This window comes from Arthrobacter sp. SLBN-83, from assembly GCF_006715285.1.
Lineage (GTDB): Bacteria > Actinomycetota > Actinomycetes > Actinomycetales > Micrococcaceae > Arthrobacter.
The window spans coordinates 3344758-3364466 of the sequence record NZ_VFMX01000001.1; the positions used below are offsets into that span (position 1 = coordinate 3344758).

Here is a 19709-nt window from a genome sequence, read left to right on the forward strand (position 1 = left end):
AACCCCGGCCGCTGTCCTCCAGCGACCGGGGCCCGTCCTGACTGCTCTGCCCGCCTCGGCCTCAGTGGCCCAGGCCGTGCCCGTCTTCCTCGCCGAAGTCGAGGTCGGCGGCGCGGCGGGAGGCCTCGCGCTTGCGCTCCTCGAGCGTCGGCGCGGGCACCTCCTGCCCGGTGGCCTCCTCATCCAGACCAAAGTCCAGATCGTGGGTCGCGCTGGCATCCGGCTCCGCGTCCGCAGGGACGGCAGCATCCTCCGGTCCGTCCAGGTGCAGGGCCGGGGCCACACGCTGGTGGTACAGGTGCTCGGGCGTGCCCTCAGTGCGCTCCAGCTCAGCCTGATACCGCTCGCGCTCCGCGGTGATCTCAGCCTCGACCGCCAGCAACTGCGCGGTGACGCCCTCGGCAGCCGGCTGCTGCTCCTCGGGCCGCTGGAGGTTCTCCGCCTGCGCGACCAAGTCGAGTTCGTCCTCGCTGAACAGCGAGTTGATCGCGTCGGAGCGGGCCCGCAGGCCCCGCTGGTCGACGACGGACTCGACCGGACCATGACCATCCTTGGAGCGGTCAGCGAAGTAGGCCGCCAGGTCGTACTCGGTGGAGGCCAGGTCGATCTCGAGATCGGCGATGCGGTGCACGTTCATGAAGACCACGGGGGCATCGGCCTGGTCCCCGGACGGGGTGAGCACGAGGGCATCCGCCCTGGCGGGCAGCTCCCACTCGATCCCCGTGAGCTGGTCGGGCACAGTGAACGAAGGGCTGAAGTAGCCCTTGGCCGCCAGTGCGACCAGCTGCTCGTCGTCGAACTCGTAGAAGGCGTCGACCTTCTCGCCCTGGCCGTGCGAGTAGGTCACCTGGGTGATCCCGTACGGAAGCGGCTCGGCGGGAGTGATCGAGCGCAGCTCGCCCACGACGTGCAGGTAGGGCCGGTAGTTCTCCTCCTTGCCGCGGTGCTTGAGCTCGACAGAGTCGACCAGCACCCCGATCTGGGCATCGAGGCCGTCGTAGCGGTGCGCCTGCACGCCACGCTCCCGCAGGGCCCGGTCGGCCCACACGTCATTCATCATCAGTCCAGCAGTGCGCATCAGTTGCTCCTCTTCCGGTTGGTCTTCTTGCTCGGGCGGGTGGTCCTGGGGGCGGAGGTGGCCGGGGCCAGCGCCGGGGTGCGGGCGTCGCGTACAGCCCGGATCCGGCGGGTGGACCAGCGCCACATCCCGCGCATCGCGGCGATCTCCGCGGCGGCCAGCAACAGGACCACAAACAGCAGCGGGGCGATCCACATCGCGACGGTCCCGGCCATGGTCAGGTCGCCGCTTGCTGCGCCCGACTGCCGGTGCAGCCACGCGCCGAGCATCGGGATCACGACCATCGCAGTCATCGAGGCCAGCACGTAGTCGGCGATGAGCACGACCGAGCGGAAGAACACCGCCCAGATCAGCACCGGCGATCCGCCGAAGCCCTTCCCGGGGGCCAGGCGGCGCAGCGCGCCGGCCAGCTTCGAAGGGCCACGCCCGGCCTTCGGCTTGACCGGGGCCTTCTCGACGGGGACTGCAGTGGCAGCCTCCACCCGGGCTTCGTGCTCGGTCGCGCTGCCGGTCTTGTCCAGAGTCTGGATCGTCATTCGTCTCGTCCTTCGTGGTTGTCGTGTCGTGTCGTGTCTGTGCGGGTGTCCCGCCGGTCAGCCGCTGTGGCTGGGTCCGGGGCTGGCGGTATCGACCGGTGAAGCAGAGGCAGGTGGCCTCTGCGCGGCAAGCTGGTCCCGCGTCCGGCCCGAGGCCCGGTACGCTTCGAACGAGGCGACCGTGCCGTCCTGTCCGGTGGCGAAGGTGAAGACCACGTACTCACTTTTGGCCGTGGACTTGCCGTCGGCGGACACCGGGTCCAGGCGCGCCACTCCGATGACGGAGTAGTCCAGGCCCTTCACCGCGGCAACGTCGACGTCGAAGTCGGCCAGCTGGTACGCCGTCCCCGCGCCCTTTCCGGCACCGGTCGCTGCCATCCACTCCGGGATGAACTCGGTGAGGGCCCGGGACGAGGTCCCGAGAAACCCGTACCGGGCGTCGAGGGCGGCCTGCGTCTCCTTGACGGTCCGCGAGGCGGCCGAAGAATCCGTCAGGCTCAGCAGCACCGAGCGCGCTGCGGCCCGGTCCCGGTCGGCCCGCTCGGCATCCATCCCCGGCAGGGCAGCCAGCAACCGGGCATGCTTGGTCTCAAGTGCCGCCTGCGCGTCCTCCTGCTTGCCCTGGAGCTGGACGATGAGCTGGTCGGCCTTGGCGTCGGCGTCCGCCGAACCGTCGGCCAGCAGCGCCGGGGCCAGAGAGAGCAGCGACAGCGCCAGCAGCGTTCCGGTGCTGCAGACCAGGACCTTCCCGGCCCTCGCGCGCACCCAGTCCTTCACGTCCTCGATCACGGTGCCTTCACCTCCTGCCGCAGGGCCTCGCCCGTGGTCGTCGTTCCGGTCTGGACCCCGGAGAAGCTCTTGCGGGTCATGTCGTAGTCAGCCCGGGCCCAGGCCAGTACCGCCGGGGCCTGCCCGGCCGCCGGGCGGGTCTGCACCGCCAACCAGGTGACCCGGATCGTGCCGTCCACCTCGACCGAGTAAGGGCGCTGGGCGACCCACTTGAAGCCGGAGTCGAAGCTCATCGGAATCTCGTTGCCCGCGGCGACGTCCTTGTCGGCGGCCAGCAGGTACCAGGGTTGGAGAGTGGTCCCGACGTCGGGGGCGAAGTACGGGGTGAGGTTCCGGCGCGTCGGCTCGGCGGCAGCCTGGTCCAGCGTCCCGCCCGAGTCCGCCACCGAGGGTGTCAGGTAGCGGTACTCGTTCTGCAACCGGGCGATCTGTTCCGCAGCTCCCTGTGCCGTGACCAGGGCGCGGTCAGCGTCCTTGGCCTCCGGGAGGGCGTCGGTGCGCACCTCGGCGGTGCGGATCTGCTCGCGCAGGGAGACGATCTGCTGAGCCTTGTCTTGGCTGACGGTGGCCTCGCCACCAGAGAGACCTGCGCCGACCAGGAAGCAGAGCAGCGCAGCTGCCCCCGTGCACACCCCGCCGATGGCCGCCCGGCGGCTCATCAGCGCACCCGGGACATTTCCGTCCCCAGTGGGGTCGGCGTCGCCCGGTGCCGCACCGGCGTCCGGCGCGGCCACGAAGCGGGTCTTGCGGACAGGCTTGTCAGCCTGCACACCCGACTGGCCGATCTTTGTCGATGCCATTGCCCCTCAACTCGCTCTTCGTCTCGAATACCAGTACAACTCTATCAAGAAGATGAGTCGAAAGGGAGTCGGATCATCTGGAATGACGAGTCGAACCGCCAGCGGGAATGGCGGACAGGCCAGAGACCTTCCCTTGCGCGTCGACGGTGAGGTACACCAGCACGGTCCGGTACGACTTGACCCGGTCCGGTGCCACCTTGTTCTGGGACACCGCATCGGAGGTAGCCGCCACCTCGATCTGCACGGCATACGTGTACTCGTCCGCGGTGACCTTCACGACCTCGAGGTCCGCGTCGGCATTGACCGCCGAGTTCAGCCCTTGGGTGTCGATGTAGTAGTAGCGCTTGCCCGCGGCGTCTTCGTTGAAGCGCGCCGGCGGCATGAACTGCTTCAGGAACTGCTCGTCCTCGGACAGGTGGTAGCGCTCTTTCAGGTCCCGGCGAGCGGCCTCGTAGGCCTGGCCGGAGTCCCAGGTGAATGCCGTCTTCACCAGGCGGTCCACGATCTGCGTGTCGTCGTGGATCCGGCTCTGGCTCACGCCGAGCGACTGCATGACATCCTGCTCGACCTGCTCGGACTTCGCGGTCCCGACCGAGGCAAGCTGGCCCTGAAGGCCCGTGATCGTCTGCTGCTGCTGATCCAGTGCACTGCGCTGGGACCCCCATGTCTGGCCGGTCACCGTCACGGCGGTAACCAGCAGTACCGTGACCCCGACCACCAGGGCGTTGCGCCGCATGAAGCCCGGTTCCGGCGCTGCCGTTTCGTCCGTGCCGTCAATCTGCTGCTCCTGCATCATCAGCCCTCTCCGCTTCCGTTACCCGTCGTCGATGCGCCCTGCTGGTGCTCCGCGCCGGCGGCGGTCACCACGACCTTGAGATCCGCGAAAGTCCCGGCCTTCCCGTCGTAGGAGTAGGCCGCGTTCGCCCACGCCAGCACCTGTCCACCCGCGGTGTCCCGGCACAGCCAGATCACCCGCGCCGTGCGCGTGGTGCCCGTGGCGTCCTGGGTGGCGAGGTCCGGCATTACCGACTCGACCGACCAGGCGTACGCTCCGGGCGAGGAAGCCTTCAAACCCTCGTAGCGCACGTACCAGGGGAACCGCGGGTCGATCTGCGTGCTCGGGTCGAACGGCGTCACAGAGGTCCAGGAGTAGGCCCCCTTCTCGTCGGCCAGGAACGAGCGCGGGCTGAACAGGGGTGCCAGCGTCCGGCGGTGCTCGGCGATCTGCAGTGTCGCCGCGTTCGGCGTACCGTTGCCCGCATTGGGCTGTGTCGCCGCCTCGTGGTGCAGCTGCGCGAAGCGCTGCTGGGCCTCCGCGACCTTCTGGGCGTCCTTTGCGGCTGCCTCCATCAGCCGCGTCATCTTTCCGGGCAGATCCGGGGCGACCGGAGTGCTCCTGGCATCCTCGATCTGGACCTGGAGCGCGGAGATCCGGTCGGCGTTGGCCGCGTGCTCCACCTCGAATCCCTTGCCGCTCACTCCCGCGGCCGCCGCGAGCCCGAGGATCGCCACGCCCATTGCGGCGCTCAAAACCAGGCGCGTCCGCCGCGCCGACTCCTCCGGAGTGCGTGCCTGCCGCTCTCCGCGCCGCTCGGAGCGCCAGCCCTCGAAGCGGGCCTCGAGTTCGACCCCGCTGACCCGCCTGCGGGTGGCGGGGGCCTTCAGCTTCTTCGGCGCGCCGTCCTCGTCCTTGACCGTGTCCCCGGCCCTGCCATGCGCATCATCGTCCGCACTCGTCACGATGCCCGCCCTTTCTCGTGTTGTCCTCATATATGACTCCAAGTCTATCTGTAATGGTCATTCAATAACGAGTCTGCCCCATTCGACAGGTCACTGCGCACGGATCGGGACGCAGAAAGGGCCGGTGCCCGGATCGTCCGGACACCGGCCCTGCTTCCGCCGGCTACGCCGGCAGGTTGCCGCCCGTGGTGATGAGGTCCGTGACGTCGACGAACACCCACCCCTCGGACTTCATCCGCTCCGCACTGTCAACGCGAACGCGGCCCATGAACGCGCAGTAGCCGGCCTCACCGAGGATGACCTTGTCGCCCTGCACGCCCAGCACCACGAGGGTGTGGCCCGCGGACCCCGTACCCGGCCCGGAACCGACCGAGTACGCCGTCGGCGTACTCGAGACCTGCTTGCCCGTCATGGACGCGATCGCGTGGGCTGTCTGGATGCCGTCGCCCGGCGGGTACTGCTGGAACGAGGTGTACTTGTTCATGAAGTAGACCGAGAACGACACGCAGTTCATGGCGTGGTTGTCGCCGCAGGAGCCCGGTCCGCCAGCGCCGTACTTGTCGTCCAGGAACTTGTCGCCCTCCTGGTTGTACAGGTCGATCAGCTGCCGGGCCTGCTCCTCGTTCATGCCGCCGTCGACGAGGCTGCCCGGGCGCACCTTGGTGTCGCTGTCGCAGTTGCCGAAGATGGAGCGGATCCCGCTGCCGACCGTGTCGACAATGCCGCCCACGATGTCCTGGACCCCGCCCACGACCGAGGTGTCGACGGTCCAGCCGCTCATCTTGCCGAACCACATCTCGGCGTCGGCCTTACGCTCCTGCAGCTGTGAAGCGTTGTCGGCCGAGCGCTCCCACTTGTCGTGGAAGTGCAGTGCAGCAGCAGAGGGAGAGCCCTGCGAGGTCTTGATCATGTCCTTGAACACGGCCACGTCCCCCGGGCTGTCGCCCTCCGCCATGAATGCCAGCTGGGCCTTGATGGTGTACCAGTCCAGGTTCTTGGACTTGGCATAATCCAGGAGCATCGTGGTGCGCCCGTTCGACCACTGGCCCAGACCGATGCCGCCGTGCGACTGGCCGGGGATGTGGGTGAAGTTCCCGTCCCAGGCGGTCTGCTTGCGCGGGCCGATCTGGTAGGGCTCGTTGTAGATGCCCTCCACGCTGGTGGGGTCCACGCCCGACTCCTGCGACCAGTTGCCCAGGATGCCCGCGATGTTCTCCTCGGGCATACCCCAGGTCTTCAGCACGGAGTAGACCGCCCGGGCGTTCGCCTCGGTATTCGCCGGGACGTCAGCGCCGGGGCCGTTGCGGCTGACATTGACGATGCAGTTGGTCATGGTCGAGCCGCGGCCGCCATCGAGGCCGGCCTGGTCGAGCACACCCGTGAGGACCGTGCTGAGCACAGCCACCGCGGCAACGGTCGCAGCCACCCCGGATGCGGCCGTGGCCACCGGGGCGACGGTGGCCGTCACGGTGACCCCGAACACGGCTCCTGCCGCCTTGCCGACCAGCCCGCCCAGTGCGATGAACGGTGCGGCGATCGTGTGCCCGACCGCCTTGGCGATCCCAAGGATGAAACCCCAGATCATGCTGGCCGCGTTGGCGGCCATCGCGAGCATCGCGAAGAACATGGTCTTGAGCCACTTCAGGAAGGCCATGACCATGAGAAGCCCCGCAGCCGGGGGAGCGGCCGCCGCGGTGCCGCCGACGGCGACACCCCTGGCGGTCTTGGACAGCAGCTGGCCGTCCTTCTCCTTCTGCGAGGTCCGCTCGTAGCCGGTGCCCCCGGCACCGAGCCGCTTGTCGGCAGGCTCGGCGTCCGGACCTCCGCCGGTGACCTTGGACGCACCGTCGACAACATCCTTGCCGGTCTCCAGGCCCACATTCTTGGCAGCGCCGACCGCTGCCCCGGGCAGCGCGCCGACACCACCGGCGGCGGCTCCGGCCTGCGCCCCGGCGACAGCTCCCGAGGCAGCCGCTCCCGCGTACCGGCCGGCACCGCGGCGGACCGCGCTGCTGCCGTCACCCTCGACCGCCTTGCGGGCAGCTCCCCCGGCCGCCCCGGCGGCGACACCGTCGAGGCTCTTGGCAGCCTTGGCGGCCTTGCTGGTCTTGCTGGCTGTGTCGGCCGCACCTGTGGCCTTGCCAGCGGCAGCCGCTGCGTCCGGGGCCGGTGCGGCTCCCAGGTGCTTCGACCCGCGGCCCGCAGGCGTCGGGTCCACGGGCTGCGGCGCGGGGGCGGCCCCCGGGGTTTTCGGCAGACCCTTGGCTGCATCCCCGGACGGGGAAGGAGCGGAGGCCGCTCCGGTACGGGGCCCGGCGCGGCGTACGCCGGACCCCTCACGACGAGGGGGCTGCGACTCCTCCTTCGCACCCCCGTCGGCGGACCTGCGGTCCCCGCGGGGCGATGCAGCGCGCCGGGCCGGGTCATCCCGCCGCGTCGGCTGGTCGATGGCCATAAGCTTGTCCTTTCCGGCTCGATGCCTGGGTGGTGACTGCCCGCTCCGTGGAGCGCGCTCAGTGATAGACGGTCAGGAAGTCCCCGGCCGAGTTCGCAGTGCTGTTGGACTGCACATCGCGCAGCTTCACGTCCAGGCCGAGCAGCTCGAGCAGAAGCCCGGACTGGTACTCCGACTTGGCCTTGCCGTAGTCCTGGTAGGCCTGAGAGAGGTTGTTCATCACGTTCGTGAGCGGGCGCATCGTCACCTCGGAGGACCGGTAGTCCTTCTTCAGGTCGGTGCCGTCGGAGAGGACCCACTTCATGTCCGAGACCTGCTGGCTCGTGCTGTCGCTGCCCTCGGCGCGCTTGTCGGCGAGGAACTGCACATAGCCCTTACCGGCGGGCACGAGCGTGTCGAGGTAGCCGGCATAGACGTTGCCCGCGCGCCAGTTGAAGTCGAATCCGCCGGGCACGACATGGCCCGTCTTCAGCTCCAGCGTCGCCTTCCCGTCCTTGGCCTCGGCCGCCGAGACACCAGCCACCTGATCACCTGCGATGGAGGTCGGAACGGCCGGCGGACGGAGGAAGAGCCCATCGACCTTGGTGGTCGCCAGGTCGGAGGTGTACGACTCGACCTGCTTCAGGCTCGTGCGCGTCGCGAGCAGCTTCTGGTCGAGCTTGTCCCGCGTCTGCTGCTCCTGGGTCTTCAGCACGACGTCGTAATAGGCCCGGGCCGGGTCGAAGCTGGCCGCGTCCAGGGCCGGGATGTCGGTGGTGCCCGACGCACCCGGGTTGATGATCACGCGCCACTGGTCGTACTTCTTGAAGCTCGAGTCGCCCACGACCTGGTCATCCCTGCTCTGCTGCCGCTCGTCGTAGGTCAGCTCGGCGTTCGCGCGGACGGTCAGGTTGAGCACCTGCCGGTCGAAGGGCCGGTCCGCGTCCAGGAGGACCCCGACGTAACCGGTCGAGCCGAAAACGTGGAAGGTGCCCCTGATTCCGCTGGTACTGACCTTCTCGGTCTGCAGCTTGTCGTTGGTGCCCAGCAGGAAGGCCTGGTAGTCCGCCGCGTTGTACGAGATCGCCGCGCTGGCGGGGAAGTGCATCATGACCAGTGCCCTGTTGCCGGTGTGATTGGTGTAGACCCCGTCGACCGTGCCCTTGAGCTGGGTCTTCGAGGAGGTGAACTCGGTGTTGTAGAGCGCGGTGTGCGACACCGCGTCGCTGCCCGCCTTGAAGGCGGCGGCACCCGAGCCGGCCACCACGACCAGCCCCATCACAGCGAAGATGCCGAAGAACACCCCGAAGCGCTCGATTGCGTGGTGCGAGTCGAGCTTGAACCGCTTGCCGAAGGCCAGCGCCTTGTCCTTGATCCCCATGTCCGTTCCCGTTCGTCCTGTTCCTTGCTCTGCCTGTCCTGCTCGTCGTCAGCGCCGTCGTCCGACCCCGGAAACGACGCACCGGGCCGGTTGAGGCCTGGTGACCTCAACCGACCCGGTGCGGTCCGTCGACGCTTTGTGTGCCCGGCCGTTGATTCCTGCCGCGCCGGGCTTAGCCCAGGACGCCGCTGGTCAGTACGTGGCTGACCGTCTGCACGAGGACAGAGCCGCCGCCGAGGTCCTCGAGGGTCTTCTGGCCGCCGGAGCCGATGGTGTTGATCAGCGACCACCCACCGGTGCCGAGCGCGCCGCCGACCAGGATGAGCAGGGCGATGGTGCCCCAGCCCTGCTGCTGGCCCGCGGACTGCGGGGTGGCCATCAGCTTCTTGATCAGGAGCACGCCGCCCCAGACCAGTCCGACCGCACCCAGGAGCATGAGCAGCAGCCCGCCCCAGAGCTGGATCTGGGACTTCGCGTTCTCCAGGAAGCTCGTCAGGTCCCAGGCCGCGGTGGGCAGGGCGACCCGCTCGAGTGCCGCCTCGTAAATCTTCGTCATGGTTCTTTCCTCTCGCCTATCGAATGGTCGCTTGCATGACATGTGTCACGAGGCGACTGGCACAACCGATTCGCCTAGACAGAGCACAGCGCCCTATCAATGGTCTCTCCCGATGCGACGTGACTCCCCGTTGAGCGGGACGACATGCCTGCAATCATGCGGCCGACCCCTCTCTAGGGACTCGTATACGTGCACATCTTCAGTGACCAATCTACATCATTCGAGTCATCAGTCATAGTCGTATCCGTGACGAGTCGGATACGAGTCCAAAATGTGCTCGAAGACCAGCGCAAACGAGGTGTCGGCGGGAGGACTGACGTTCTGCTCAAAAACGTGTAGATTTCACATGACGGGGCGCGCGGTGTGCGGCTCCGGCACGGCTCGGCATACGCTTCTTGCTGAGCCCTTCGCGCCCATGTACCCGACCAGGAGCCCAAACCAGATGAACGCCTTGCCCGGAGACCTCTTCGCCCGCCGACTGCGACAGGAGAGGGAACGCCTGGGCATCAGCCAGGCTGAGCTGGCCCGCAGGATTGCCGAGATCCTTGGAACGAACGTCGACCCTTCGGCGGTGACCCGGATAGAGCAGCAAATCCGCGCCGTCCGCCTGGACGAGGCGGTCGCCGCCTCCAAGGCCCTGGACGTCCCCCTGGCGATCCTGGTCGCCGAGGATCCGGAGGCAGAGAGCGAGGCCCAGCTGCAGCAGTACCTCGCCGACCTGGCAGCGGCCCAGCGCGAGTGGGAGAAGAACAGGCTGGAGGTGCTGCGGCTCTCCAAGGCCATTCAAGTGCTCGGCGGCGGCGCTCAACTCAAAGGTGTCGTCGACTTCCGCCTCATGGAAAGCATCGACGCCCGCGTCCCGGTCGAGGAGGACGACCAGTACGGGCACCGGCTTGCCCCCGGCATCGAGGGGTCTACAACCCCAGACGCATGACGCTGTTGCGTGCCGCAGGATTGAACTCGCGGTCGTAAACGTCTACCGTCGCTGCCCGGCTCCACCGGCCGGCGCGCATGATCTCCTCCGTGCTCGCACCGTTGCGCCGCGCCTGGGTGACGTGCCCGGCCCGCAGCGAGTGGAAGCCGTAGGCAGCAGGGTTCATCCCCGCCTCGACCATGCGCGAGAGCAGCATCGTGTGCAGCGCGTCGCCGCTCACCGCCCGTGCATGGATCCGGGCGTCCTTCCTGTTGCGGTACGTTGCCCGGAGCAGGGGCGCGCCCGAGGCCAGGTCGGCGCTGCTGATGAGCGCCGTTGAGCCGGCGGCTCCGCAGACGTGCTCCTCGAGACCGTACGAGAACAGCTGCTGCATGATCCCGCGACGCCGTGTGCGCGCATCGTCCTGCCGGGCGAGCCCGAGCAGCACGACCCAACGGTGCACCGCACACGGGGGACAGGATGCCGGCGAGCTCCCGAACGGCAGCACGACCACGTCCGGCAGCGCGTTCTCCGGGTCGGCCTTCGAGGCCCCCACATGAACGTGGACACCATCGACCGGGTGCAGCTCGAGCCGGTTCAGCGTCAGGGCCGCCGCCTCGCTCCTGCGCAGGGCCCCTGCGAACCCGAGCCACACCGCCAGGGCGTCCCTGGTGGCTGACACGCCTGCCGGATATGTGTCGTGCTCCATCACCGCGATGATCCGGACCACGTCGTCCAGAAGCAGAGGGCGCTTGCGCCGGGGCCTGGTGGCCCGCAGCTTGGCCAGCCCGCGCACGAGATCCACCACGCCGCGGTGGGCCGTGGGATCCAGAAGCCCGCCGCGCAGGTGCCTCTCGCCGATACCGGCCAGGCGCTGGCGGATCGTCGCGACGGAGAACCGGGGGAGCCCGTCGTCATCGAGCTGCGTGGACATCCAGGCGACGTACCAGCGCACGGTCTCCGGATGCGCAGGCAGCGCCTCCAGTCCGTGGCCGGTACAGAAGTCATCAAAGGCACGCCACGCCGTGGCATAGGCGCGCCGGGTGGCAGCAGACAGCGTGTGTCCTTCCAAAGACCGCGAAATTTCTTCGAGCTCGCGCAGCTCGTCGTCCACCTCCGGTTCAGGTGGGACGGTGGGAGCGCTGAGCGCTGCGAGCCTCACCTGTACTGCCATGACTCCAGTCTCGACTCACTGGCCGGAGAATCCAAGTCGCAATGGTCTGTCAGTGGCGATTCCCCATACCCGCGATCGACGGGGCGGCTTCGAACCGGGTCTCTGGTAAGGGCGCTTATCGGGGCATGGAGGAAGACTGCCCTCGCGTGACGCGGTGAGGGAAAAACAACCGCCGCACCGTCCCGGATAAGATCACGGGGAGGTAGAGCGTCCCGCCCTGCCATGTAAGGAGTAACAACGTGTGTGAACCGTGGTCGTCTGCCGACGGTATTTCAGCTAGTGCCAGGGACAAGGGCCTCATCACCAATTGCACCGCGGCCCATGATGGGATCATGTTCGCGAAGGAAACTCGTTCATGGTGAAGCTCAACCTGAAAGCCGTCGAGGAACGCGTTGCCCCGCTCGGGGGCCGTGAATCCTACGATCGCGAGTTCATTTTCAGCCTGCTGCTGGCCTACGGCAAGCCGCAAGGCAACGTGACCAGGTTGCGGAATGGTTCGCTCAACGTTGCCCATGACCCGTCCACTGAAGTGGCACAAAAGAACGTCGTCTACTTCAAGGAGACGACCGGTGATCCTCTCGCCGTCATCGACGAGCTGAAGACTTCACCGCTGGTCGTCCGATACAACACCCGCTTCGTGATCGTCACCGACTACACGGAACTGCTGGCCATCGATACGAAGACCGGCGAGAACCTGATGATCCCGATCCGGGACATCGACCAGTACTTCACGTTCTTCCTGCCCTGGGCCGGCATGGAGAAGGCACAATATGTCGCTGAGGCGCACGCTGACGTCAAAGCTGCCGAGAAAATGGGCAAATTGTTCGACGAACTGCTGGCGGCGAACCCCGGAATGTTCGACATGGCGCACGGGCGTCACGCGCTCAACGTGTTCTTCACCCGGCTCCTATTCTGCTTCTTCGCCGAAGACACCGGCATCTTCGAAGAGGGTGTCTTCGTCAATGCAGTCGGCTCTCATACTCAGCTTGATGGATCCGACGTCGCGGAGTTCCTCACCGAGGTCTTTCTGGCACTGGATACTGAAGATGCCGCCGAGAAGCCCACACACCTGGCAGGGTTCCCGTATGTCAACGGCCGACTGTTCACGATGTCATCTGAGCACATCGTTCCGGTCTTCACGAAAAAGGCCCGCGACCTGCTGATTGAGTTGGGCACATTGATCTGGCGTGACATCAACCCGGACATTTTCGGCTCGATGTTCCAGGCCATTGTCACCCCGGGCAAGCGCAGCGACCTGGGCCAGCACTACACGTCAGTGCCGAACATCCTCAAGACCATCGAGCCGCTGTTCCTGGATGATTTGAAGGAACAGCTCGATGCAGGGTTCGACTCAGTCAAAAAGCTTGAAGCACTGCTCGAGCGAATCAGCGCGATCAAAGTTTTCGATCCTGCCTGTGGGTCCGGCAACTTCCTCATCATTGCGTACAAGGAACTGCGCCGGCTGGAACACGCGATCCTTGAACGCCTTTTCGAGATCGATCCGAAGCACCAGATGCTGTATGCCGAGTCGAAGATCAACATCGAGAGTTTTTACGGTATTGAGATCGACGATTTCGCAGTCGAGGTGGCGATCCTCTCCCTCTGGATCGCCAAGCACCAGATGAATGCAGAGTTCAAAGATAAGTTCAACATCTCTATCCCGCTGATCCCGCTCAAGGAGACCGGACAGATCCAGGCTGGCAACGCCGCACGTACCGACTGGAACACGGTCTGCTCGAACAACGGACAGGCGGAGATCTATCTCATCGGAAACCCTCCGTACGTCGGGGCGAAGACCCAGACCAAGGATCAAAAGGCGGACTACGACTTCGTGTTCGGACGCCGTCCATACTCGAAGAACCTGGACTACATCGCGCTCTGGTTCCTGAAGGGTGCGGACTATATCGAGGGCACGCGAGCCGAGCTCGCGTTCGTCACTACGAACTCGGTGTCTCAGGGCGAACACGTTGGCCTGATGTTCCCGATGATCTTCACCAAGGGTATAGAAATCGGGTTCGCCTACACGTCCTTCAAGTGGGAGAACAACGCCAAACGCAACGCCGGCGTCACCGTCGCAGTAATCAGCCTGCGAATGGCTCGGACGGAGCCGAAGTACCTCTATACCGAGGACCTTCAGATTACAGCGGACAACATCAACGGCTATCTCGCTGATGGACCCAATGTCGTCATGGAACGGCGCAAGAAGCCACTCAGTGCTCAGCTGCCCGACATGGTTTTCGGCTCGATGCCGCGTGACGGTGGTGGTCTCCTACTGTCTCCGGATGAGCGCCAGCAGATGATCGACAACGACCCGCAGAGCGGTCAGTTCATCAAGCGATTCATGGGAACATCCGAAGTGATCAACGATGGAGAACGCTACTGCCTCTGGATTCCTGACGGCTTCGCTGCGACTGCCTTATCCATCGCACCAATCGCCAGCCGACTGGCCCGCGTAGCGGAGGAACGAAGCAAGAGCAAAGCGGCCAGCACGGCCGCGTACGCCTCTCAACCTCATAGATTTGTACAAATTAGCTACAAGCCGACGGAATCCATCATTGTCCCTCGGCACTCTTCCGAGCGACGCAAGTACATACCCTTTGGCTATCTGGGGCCAGAGACCGTTGTCGGAGATTCGGCGAACGCTGTGTATGACGCGAAGCCTTGGGTCTTCGCTTTGTTAATGTCTCGGATGCACATGGTTTGGACCCGAGCTGTTGGCGGGCAACTGGAAACCCGAATCCGCTACTCGAATACGATCGTCTACAACAATTTCCCGCTGCCGCCCCTGTCGGATGCGATGAAGGAGAAGCTGACCATTACGGCATTGCGTGTGCTTGACGTACGTGAGTACCACTGCGAGAGCAACTTCGCCGATTTGTACGATCCGGACTTTATGCCGGAGGACCTGCGGACGGCGCATGCCGAGATTGATGTGTTGGTGGATTCGATCTACTCCAAGCGCGGATACGAGACCGATGAGCAAAGACTGTCGGACCTCTTTGCTATGTATGAAGAGATGGCAGCGGAATCTGCAAAGGGGAGCAAGAAGAAGTGAACAAGCCGATCAACATCGTCGACGTGACCTATGCCCGCACCAAGGCGTCGGTTAACACCGATGCCTTAGGTATGCGAGAGATGCAGCAGCGCGTCTTCGCCAAGAGAGATGCCCAGCACCTTCTGGTCAAGGCCCCGCCGGCCTCAGGCAAGTCGCGGGCTTTGATGTTTGTTGCGCTCGACAAGCTCTATAACCAGGGCCGGAAAAAGGTCATCGTCGCCGTCCCCGAGCGATCCATCGGAGCCTCCTTCTCCTCGACGAAGCTCACCTCGCACGGATTCTTCGCAGACTGGGAAATCAAAGCCGAGCACAACCTCTGCGACGCCGGTTCCTCGCAGGGCAAGGTCGGAGCATTCATCGACTTTCTCAAAGGCCCCGACGCCACACTGGTCTGCACGCACGCGACGCTACGGTTCGCCTTTGAGAAACTCGCACCGGAAGCGTTCAACGGCATCGTGCTGGCGATTGATGAGTTCCACCATGTCTCCGCTGATACTGAAGCCAACCGCCTCGGCGCGCTCCTGCGTGAAGTCATGAACGGCTCGGACGTGCACATCGTGGCAATGACCGGCTCGTACTTCCGCGGAGACTCAGTGCCGGTTCTGTCCGCTGAAGACGAGGCACAGTTCACGCCGGTCACGTTCAACTACTACGACCAGCTCAACGGTTATGAGCACTTGCACTCGCTCGGCATCGGCCATCACTTCTACCAGGGCCGCTATACGGACGCTATAGGTGAAGTCCTGCACCTGGATAAGAAGACCATCGTTCATATTCCGAACGTCAACTCGGGGGAGTCCACCAAGGACAAGATCGAAGAAGTCGGGTTCATCATCGATGCGATCGGCCATGTCGAAGCCACTGACCCCGATACCGGAATCATCAGCATTCGCCACAAAGATACCGGTGAAATTCTTCGCGTCGCCGACCTCGTGGATGACACTGACCAGAAAAAACGTGCTGACACGCTCCACTATCTCTCCCATGTCGCCTCGAAAGAGCGCGACGCTGTGGACATCATCATCGCCCTGGGCATGGCGAAGGAAGGCTTCGACTGGCCTTTTGCCGAGCACGCCCTGACCGTCGGGTACCGTGCCTCGCTGACCGAGGTCATCCAGATCATCGGCCGCGTTACCCGCGACAGCCCCGGCAAGGAGCATGCCCAGTTCACGAACCTGATCGCTGAGCCCGACGCCACTCAGGGTGAAGTGAAGGTCTCGGTGAACAACATGCTGAAGGCCATTACGGCATCGTTGCTTATGGAGCAGGTACTCGCACAGAATTTCACCTTCAAAACTAAGAAGTTCGATGGTGACGACTCGAAGATCCCCGGTCAGCTGAAGATCAAGGGCTTCAAGGAGCCCTCGACGGAGCGTGTCAGGCAGATCGTCGAGACGGACCTGAACGACCTGAAAGCTACGATCTTGCAAGACGACACCTTCGCTCGCGCAGCTGCCGGCTCAATCGACGCTGAGACCGCCAACAAGCTCCTGATCCCGAAGATCATCCGGGAAAAGTACCCGGACCTCAGCGACTCGCAGGTTGAGGAGGTGCGGCAGCAGGTCGTCGTGGACTCAGTGGTCAAGAACGGTGAGGTCCGCGAAGTCGGAGACAAACGCTTCATCAAGATGGCAGAGAAGTTCGTCAACATCGATGAACTCTCCATCAACCTCATCGACTCGGTGAACCCCTTCCAGCGCGCCTTCGAGGTCATGTCCAAGTCGGTGACTCCCTCCGTACTGCGGATCATCCAGGACCAGATCACGGCTACCCGCGTCGAGTTCACTGAGGAAGAGGCTCTGGCTCTTGTTCCCCGGATCAAGAACTGGATCAAGGTCAACAATCGACGGCCAGACTCCCGTGCCGAGGAACCGACTGAGAAACGATACGCCGACGCGCTGCTCTGGCTCCAGCGGGCCAAGCAGAAACTTGAAGCCCAAAAGCGTGCGACTGAAATGGCAACGGACGAATGATCGATAACGACGAAATTTTCGAGGAAGCGCCGGCTTCCCTGCAAGACCTCATCGACAACGACCTCGATGGCCTGCTCAACGTGCCTGAGAAAGCCAAGAAGGTAACCTCGTCTGACCGCCTTGAGCGGGCTTTCCTAGAGATCGTGGAGTTCCGCCGGACACACGAGCGTCTGCCGAGCTCGGCGACGAGGGAGATCGCCGAGCGGAAGCTTGGGGCCCGCCTGGAGGGCATCCTGGCCAACGACGAAAAGATCGCAGCGCTCAAACACCTCGACACGGAGTTCGAACTCCTGGCTGTAGAGGCAGCGCCAGAGTCATTGGACGAGCTTCTTGACAGCGATGACCTGGACGATCTGCTCGGCGACGACAGTGGCATCCTCGACGTATCGGATCTTCCCGTGATCAAACGGCCCGAGTCTCCGGACTCGGTCGCTCAGCGGGTAAAGGCCGAGGACTTCGACCTGTTCGAACCTTTGTTCAAAGCGAAGCACGCCGAGCTGGCCGAAGGCACATATAGTCTGGTGCCTTTCACCGGCATGGATCTTATCCGTGAGGGTGCGTTCTTCGTTCTCAGTGGCGTTATGTGCTTTGTCGCTGAGGTCGGTGAAGACGTGGACCTGATTGTCGGCGGCAAGCCCAGGCAGAAGCAGCGGCTCCGCCTCGTCTTCGAAAACGGCACTGAATCGGCGATGTACAAACAGAGCCTCATGACCCGCATGTACGAAGCACAGGGCCAGGTCCTGGCGCGGACAGGCCACGATGCTACCGAAGCCCTCGACGCCGACGTGGAGAGCGGCCACATCTACGTATTGCAGTCGCTCAGCAAGGATCCTGTTGTCGCTGGGATGAAGGATCTCCACAAGATCGGCTTCTCGACTACCAAAGTCGAGACCCGCATCAAAAACGCGGCGAAGTCGCCGACCTACCTGATGGCACCCGTGAAGGTGCTGGCAGACTACCGCCTCTACAATGTGCGTGCGTCGTGGCTGGAGCACCTCTTGCACCGGGTGTTCGCCGAGGTGCGTCTGGACCTGACGCAGGTCGACCGGAAGGGACGCGACTACGACCCATCGGAGTGGTTCGTGGTGCCGCTGGAAACCATCAACAAAGCCGTCGCAATGATCATGTCCGGCGAGATCACCGACTATGTCTACGACGCTCAGCTCAAGAAACTCGTCGAACGACAACAGGCAGGATGGGAATGACGAATGGCTGTTGAGATGGGCTTGTGGCGGGCAGAGGGCGGCCAACTCAGCCGGATAGTGCCGACATCAATCGGCTTGGAATCCCAGTTGGAGGGCTACATCGAGTCTGACCCGTCAGTGCTTGGCGAGCCGCTTCTCGTCATTGGCCGGCAGGTTCCGACCGCGCACGGGGGATTCGTAGATCTGCTCGCCCTGGACGAAACGGCGTCGCTGCACGTAATCGAACTCAAACGCGACAAAACTCCACGCGATGTTGCCGCTCAAACCCTCGATTACGGCTCCTGGGCAGCAACCCTTGGCCGAAGCGATATCGACAATATCTTCGCCACCTACCGTCCAGGCCTTGCTCTTGAAGAAGCGTTTGCCGATCGCTTCGGCGACACTCTTCCTGAAGAGGTCAACACTGCACAAGAATTTACAATCGTTGCCGCCAGCGTTGACAACGCTACCGAGCGCATCGTGCGGTTCCTCAATGAAGACTTCGATGTTCCCATCAACGTCGTCTTCTTCAGACATTTTCAGGACAACGGATCTTCGTACCTTGCCCGCAGCTGGCTGGTCGATCAGAGCGAACAAGCCAAGTCGTCCATTTCCGCGATCTCGCGGAAGAATAAGACACGTGAGCCTTGGAACGGGTCTGACTGGTACGTCTCATTTGGTGAAGAGCCAACAGGCCGGCAATGGGTCGACGGCATGAAGTACGGTTTCGTCTCGGGCGGTGGCGGCAAGAGGTACTCTCAGACGCTCAAGAATCTGCCGATTGGTGCCAGAGTCTTCGCCTACATTCCCAAGATTGGGTATGTAGGAGTTGGTACCGTCGCCGGCGAAGCCCAGCGATACGACCAAAGCACGCTTCTCGTGAACGGGGCCGAGCGACAGCTGCGTGAACTCGACCTCTCCGGGAATTATCGCCACGAGGGTGATGAGAACGACGACAATGCTGAATGGGTTGTTCCGGTCGAATGGATACGGGCCGTTCCGCAAGCGGAGGCCGTGCGGAAAACGGGTCTTTTCGCCAACCAGAACACGGCTACAAGGCTGCGAAACCAGTTCACGATCGAGCACGTCACCGCTGCTTTCGGGCTTGATAGCTGAGCATCGGCGGATGGCCCATCGAGAGTTATGCGGACAATAGCGGTCGCGAATAGCAGGCCTGACCCTCGCCTGAGGCGACGCTCGTGTCGAACCAAGCCGCGGTAGGAGAATCGTTAGGATGACGACGGCGCTTCCCGACCTCTGGACCGACTGGTGCTCGGTCACGGGCGTGCCTGCCGGAAGAATCGACGAGGCCACAGTCTCTCGCTTTGTGCAGCAAGTACAGCCGTCCCGGGCTGTCCTCATGACACTGCGCCGGCGGCTGGCTCCCAAAGATCCACCAGCCCCGGCGTGGCCGCGCGGGCACAGGGAGGACGCCGGCTCACTGCAGCGGCTGATCCGGCGTGGGACGGCGATCATCCAGCACCCCGGCACGCACTGGGTCTTCCGGCTGCGGCTGCGTAGGATTCTGTTCGCTGCGGTGCTACTCGCACCGCGCTCCCACGGAGGCCTCGGACTGGACAGGTCAGGTGCGCTGGGACTGCGGTCGGACAGCATGCGCGAGCTGCGCCAGTGGATTGGCATCGCCGAGGACCCGAGCGCCTGCCCGGCGTGCGCCACCTGGTCGTGGCTTGATGTGATCGGCACCAACAGCGGGTGGTCGCACAGTTCCGTCCGGGTCCTGGGACACCGCCGCGACGAAGTAGGCTCCGCGCACCGGCACCTGCGGCCGGATCCCAATCCGGATTGGCACCTCTCCATCGGCTTGCTGCCAGCCATGGACCGCTGGGGATGGATCGATGCCTACCGCTCCATGCACCCATCCTCGCTGTCGGCGGTCATCAGTGCCGCGGCCCTGCTGCTCGACGGTCCGGAGCCCGCACCTGCGCCGGTGCCTGCTGCAGCTGCGATGCCGGCCAGCCCCCGGCGGCAGATGTCACATGAGGAGGAAGAGCAGATCCTCAAACGCGCCGACGAACTCACCGCGCGCGTCGAGGCGATCCTTCGCGAGTTCGATACCGGCCGATAAAGTCGTGTGT

General features: G+C 64.4%; 16 protein-coding genes. 6 read left to right on the top strand and 10 right to left on the bottom strand.

The genetic code is table 11. The features are described from left to right. Positions 1-61: 61 nt before the first annotated feature. The 9 genes from FBY30_RS15660 to FBY30_RS15700 form a co-directional block, all read right to left on the bottom strand. The gene (locus FBY30_RS15660) at positions 62-1078 is read right to left on the bottom strand and encodes a hypothetical protein (protein ID WP_056387386.1); all 1017 of its coding nucleotides are present in this window, start codon (positions 1076-1078) and stop codon (positions 62-64) included. After that, the gene (locus FBY30_RS15665) at positions 1078-1614 is read right to left on the bottom strand and encodes a hypothetical protein (protein ID WP_056387384.1); all 537 of its coding nucleotides are present in this window, start codon (positions 1612-1614) and stop codon (positions 1078-1080) included. The genes FBY30_RS15660 and FBY30_RS15665 overlap by 1 nt, the downstream gene beginning before the upstream one ends. A gap of 57 nt (positions 1615-1671) precedes the next feature. Continuing rightward, complete coding sequence (locus FBY30_RS15670) at positions 1672-2403, bottom strand: hypothetical protein (RefSeq protein ID WP_056387381.1); 732 nt, start codon at positions 2401-2403, stop codon at positions 1672-1674. After that, positions 2400-3203 carry a hypothetical protein gene (locus tag FBY30_RS15675; RefSeq protein WP_056387380.1) on the bottom strand — a complete coding sequence of 268 codons (804 nt, stop codon included), beginning with the start codon at positions 3201-3203 and terminating at the stop codon, positions 2400-2402. Before FBY30_RS15675 ends, FBY30_RS15670 begins: the two co-directional genes overlap by 4 nt. Positions 3204-3276: 73 nt before the next feature. Beyond that, on the bottom strand, positions 3277-3999 hold the full coding sequence (locus FBY30_RS15680; protein ID WP_142133569.1) for a hypothetical protein: 723 nt from the start codon (positions 3997-3999) through the stop codon (positions 3277-3279). After that, positions 3999-4973 (bottom strand): hypothetical protein, encoded by a 975-nt coding sequence (locus FBY30_RS15685; protein WP_056387374.1) that lies wholly within the window; start codon positions 4971-4973, stop codon positions 3999-4001. Before FBY30_RS15685 ends, FBY30_RS15680 begins: the two co-directional genes overlap by 1 nt. 133 nt (positions 4974-5106) lie before the next feature. Further along, a complete protein-coding gene (locus FBY30_RS15690) occupies positions 5107-7398 on the bottom strand; it encodes a phage tail tip lysozyme (protein WP_142133570.1) in 2292 nt (763 codons plus the stop codon). A 58-nt stretch (positions 7399-7456) separates the two neighbouring features. Beyond that, positions 7457-8758, bottom strand: coding sequence for a hypothetical protein (locus tag FBY30_RS15695; RefSeq protein ID WP_142133571.1), 1302 nt, complete (start codon positions 8756-8758; stop codon positions 7457-7459). A 172-nt stretch (positions 8759-8930) separates the two neighbouring features. After that, the gene (locus FBY30_RS15700) at positions 8931-9314 is read right to left on the bottom strand and encodes a hypothetical protein (protein WP_056387364.1); all 384 of its coding nucleotides are present in this window, start codon (positions 9312-9314) and stop codon (positions 8931-8933) included. Positions 9315-9756: 442 nt separating this feature from the next. Between FBY30_RS15700 and FBY30_RS15705 the strand changes: the two genes are divergently transcribed. Next, on the top strand, positions 9757-10248 hold the full coding sequence (locus tag FBY30_RS15705; protein ID WP_082581619.1) for a helix-turn-helix domain-containing protein: 492 nt from the start codon (positions 9757-9759) through the stop codon (positions 10246-10248). On the opposite strand, the gene FBY30_RS15710 is transcribed toward FBY30_RS15705, so the two are convergent. Next, positions 10229-11401, bottom strand: coding sequence for a hypothetical protein (locus tag FBY30_RS15710; protein ID WP_056387362.1), 1173 nt, complete (start codon positions 11399-11401; stop codon positions 10229-10231). The two genes, FBY30_RS15705 and FBY30_RS15710, sit on opposite strands and share 20 nt — an antisense overlap. A 355-nt stretch (positions 11402-11756) precedes the next feature. Here FBY30_RS15710 and FBY30_RS15715 point away from each other — a divergent pair, with 355 nt between their 5' ends. From FBY30_RS15715 to FBY30_RS15735, 5 genes are all read left to right on the top strand, one after another. Then, complete coding sequence (locus tag FBY30_RS15715) at positions 11757-14456, top strand: DNA methyltransferase (protein ID WP_056387359.1); 2700 nt, start codon at positions 11757-11759, stop codon at positions 14454-14456. After that, a complete protein-coding gene (locus tag FBY30_RS15720; RefSeq protein ID WP_056387358.1) occupies positions 14453-16429 on the top strand; it encodes a DEAD/DEAH box helicase in 1977 nt (658 codons plus the stop codon). Before FBY30_RS15715 ends, FBY30_RS15720 begins: the two co-directional genes overlap by 4 nt. Then, entirely contained in the window at positions 16426-17634 is a 1209-nt protein-coding gene (locus tag FBY30_RS15725; RefSeq protein ID WP_056387355.1) for a GIY-YIG nuclease family protein, read from the top strand. The genes FBY30_RS15720 and FBY30_RS15725 overlap by 4 nt, the downstream gene beginning before the upstream one ends. 3 nt (positions 17635-17637) lie before the next feature. Then, on the top strand, positions 17638-18729 hold the full coding sequence (locus FBY30_RS15730) for a hypothetical protein (protein ID WP_056387352.1): 1092 nt from the start codon (positions 17638-17640) through the stop codon (positions 18727-18729). 118 nt (positions 18730-18847) lie between these two features. Continuing rightward, entirely contained in the window at positions 18848-19699 is an 852-nt protein-coding gene (locus tag FBY30_RS15735) for a hypothetical protein (RefSeq protein WP_056387349.1), read from the top strand. The last annotated feature ends 10 nt before the right edge of the window (positions 19700-19709 follow it).

Bases quoted from the DNA above. Each gene is read 5' to 3' on its own strand.
- FBY30_RS15660 (WP_056387386.1), bottom strand. From the start codon at position 1,078: ATGCGCACTGCTGGACTGATGATGAATGACGTGTGGGCCGACCGGGCC.
- FBY30_RS15665 (WP_056387384.1), bottom strand. From the start codon at position 1,614: ATGACGATCCAGACTCTGGACAAGACCGGCAGCGCGACCGAGCACGAA.
- FBY30_RS15675 (WP_056387380.1), bottom strand. From the start codon at position 3,203: ATGGCATCGACAAAGATCGGCCAGTCGGGTGTGCAGGCTGACAAGCCT.
- FBY30_RS15680 (WP_142133569.1), bottom strand. From the start codon at position 3,999: ATGATGCAGGAGCAGCAGATTGACGGCACGGACGAAACGGCAGCGCCG.
- FBY30_RS15685 (WP_056387374.1), bottom strand. From the start codon at position 4,973: ATGAGGACAACACGAGAAAGGGCGGGCATCGTGACGAGTGCGGACGAT.
- FBY30_RS15690 (WP_142133570.1), bottom strand. From the start codon at position 7,398: ATGGCCATCGACCAGCCGACGCGGCGGGATGACCCGGCCCGGCGCGCT.
- FBY30_RS15695 (WP_142133571.1), bottom strand. From the start codon at position 8,758: ATGGGGATCAAGGACAAGGCGCTGGCCTTCGGCAAGCGGTTCAAGCTC.
- FBY30_RS15700 (WP_056387364.1), bottom strand. From the start codon at position 9,314: ATGACGAAGATTTACGAGGCGGCACTCGAGCGGGTCGCCCTGCCCACC.
- FBY30_RS15705 (WP_082581619.1), top strand. From the start codon at position 9,757: ATGAACGCCTTGCCCGGAGACCTCTTCGCCCGCCGACTGCGACAGGAG.
- FBY30_RS15710 (WP_056387362.1), bottom strand. From the start codon at position 11,401: ATGGCAGTACAGGTGAGGCTCGCAGCGCTCAGCGCTCCCACCGTCCCA.
- FBY30_RS15715 (WP_056387359.1), top strand. From the start codon at position 11,757: ATGGTGAAGCTCAACCTGAAAGCCGTCGAGGAACGCGTTGCCCCGCTC.
- FBY30_RS15725 (WP_056387355.1), top strand. From the start codon at position 16,426: ATGATCGATAACGACGAAATTTTCGAGGAAGCGCCGGCTTCCCTGCAA.
- FBY30_RS15730 (WP_056387352.1), top strand. From the start codon at position 17,638: ATGGCTGTTGAGATGGGCTTGTGGCGGGCAGAGGGCGGCCAACTCAGC.
- FBY30_RS15735 (WP_056387349.1), top strand. From the start codon at position 18,848: ATGACGACGGCGCTTCCCGACCTCTGGACCGACTGGTGCTCGGTCACG.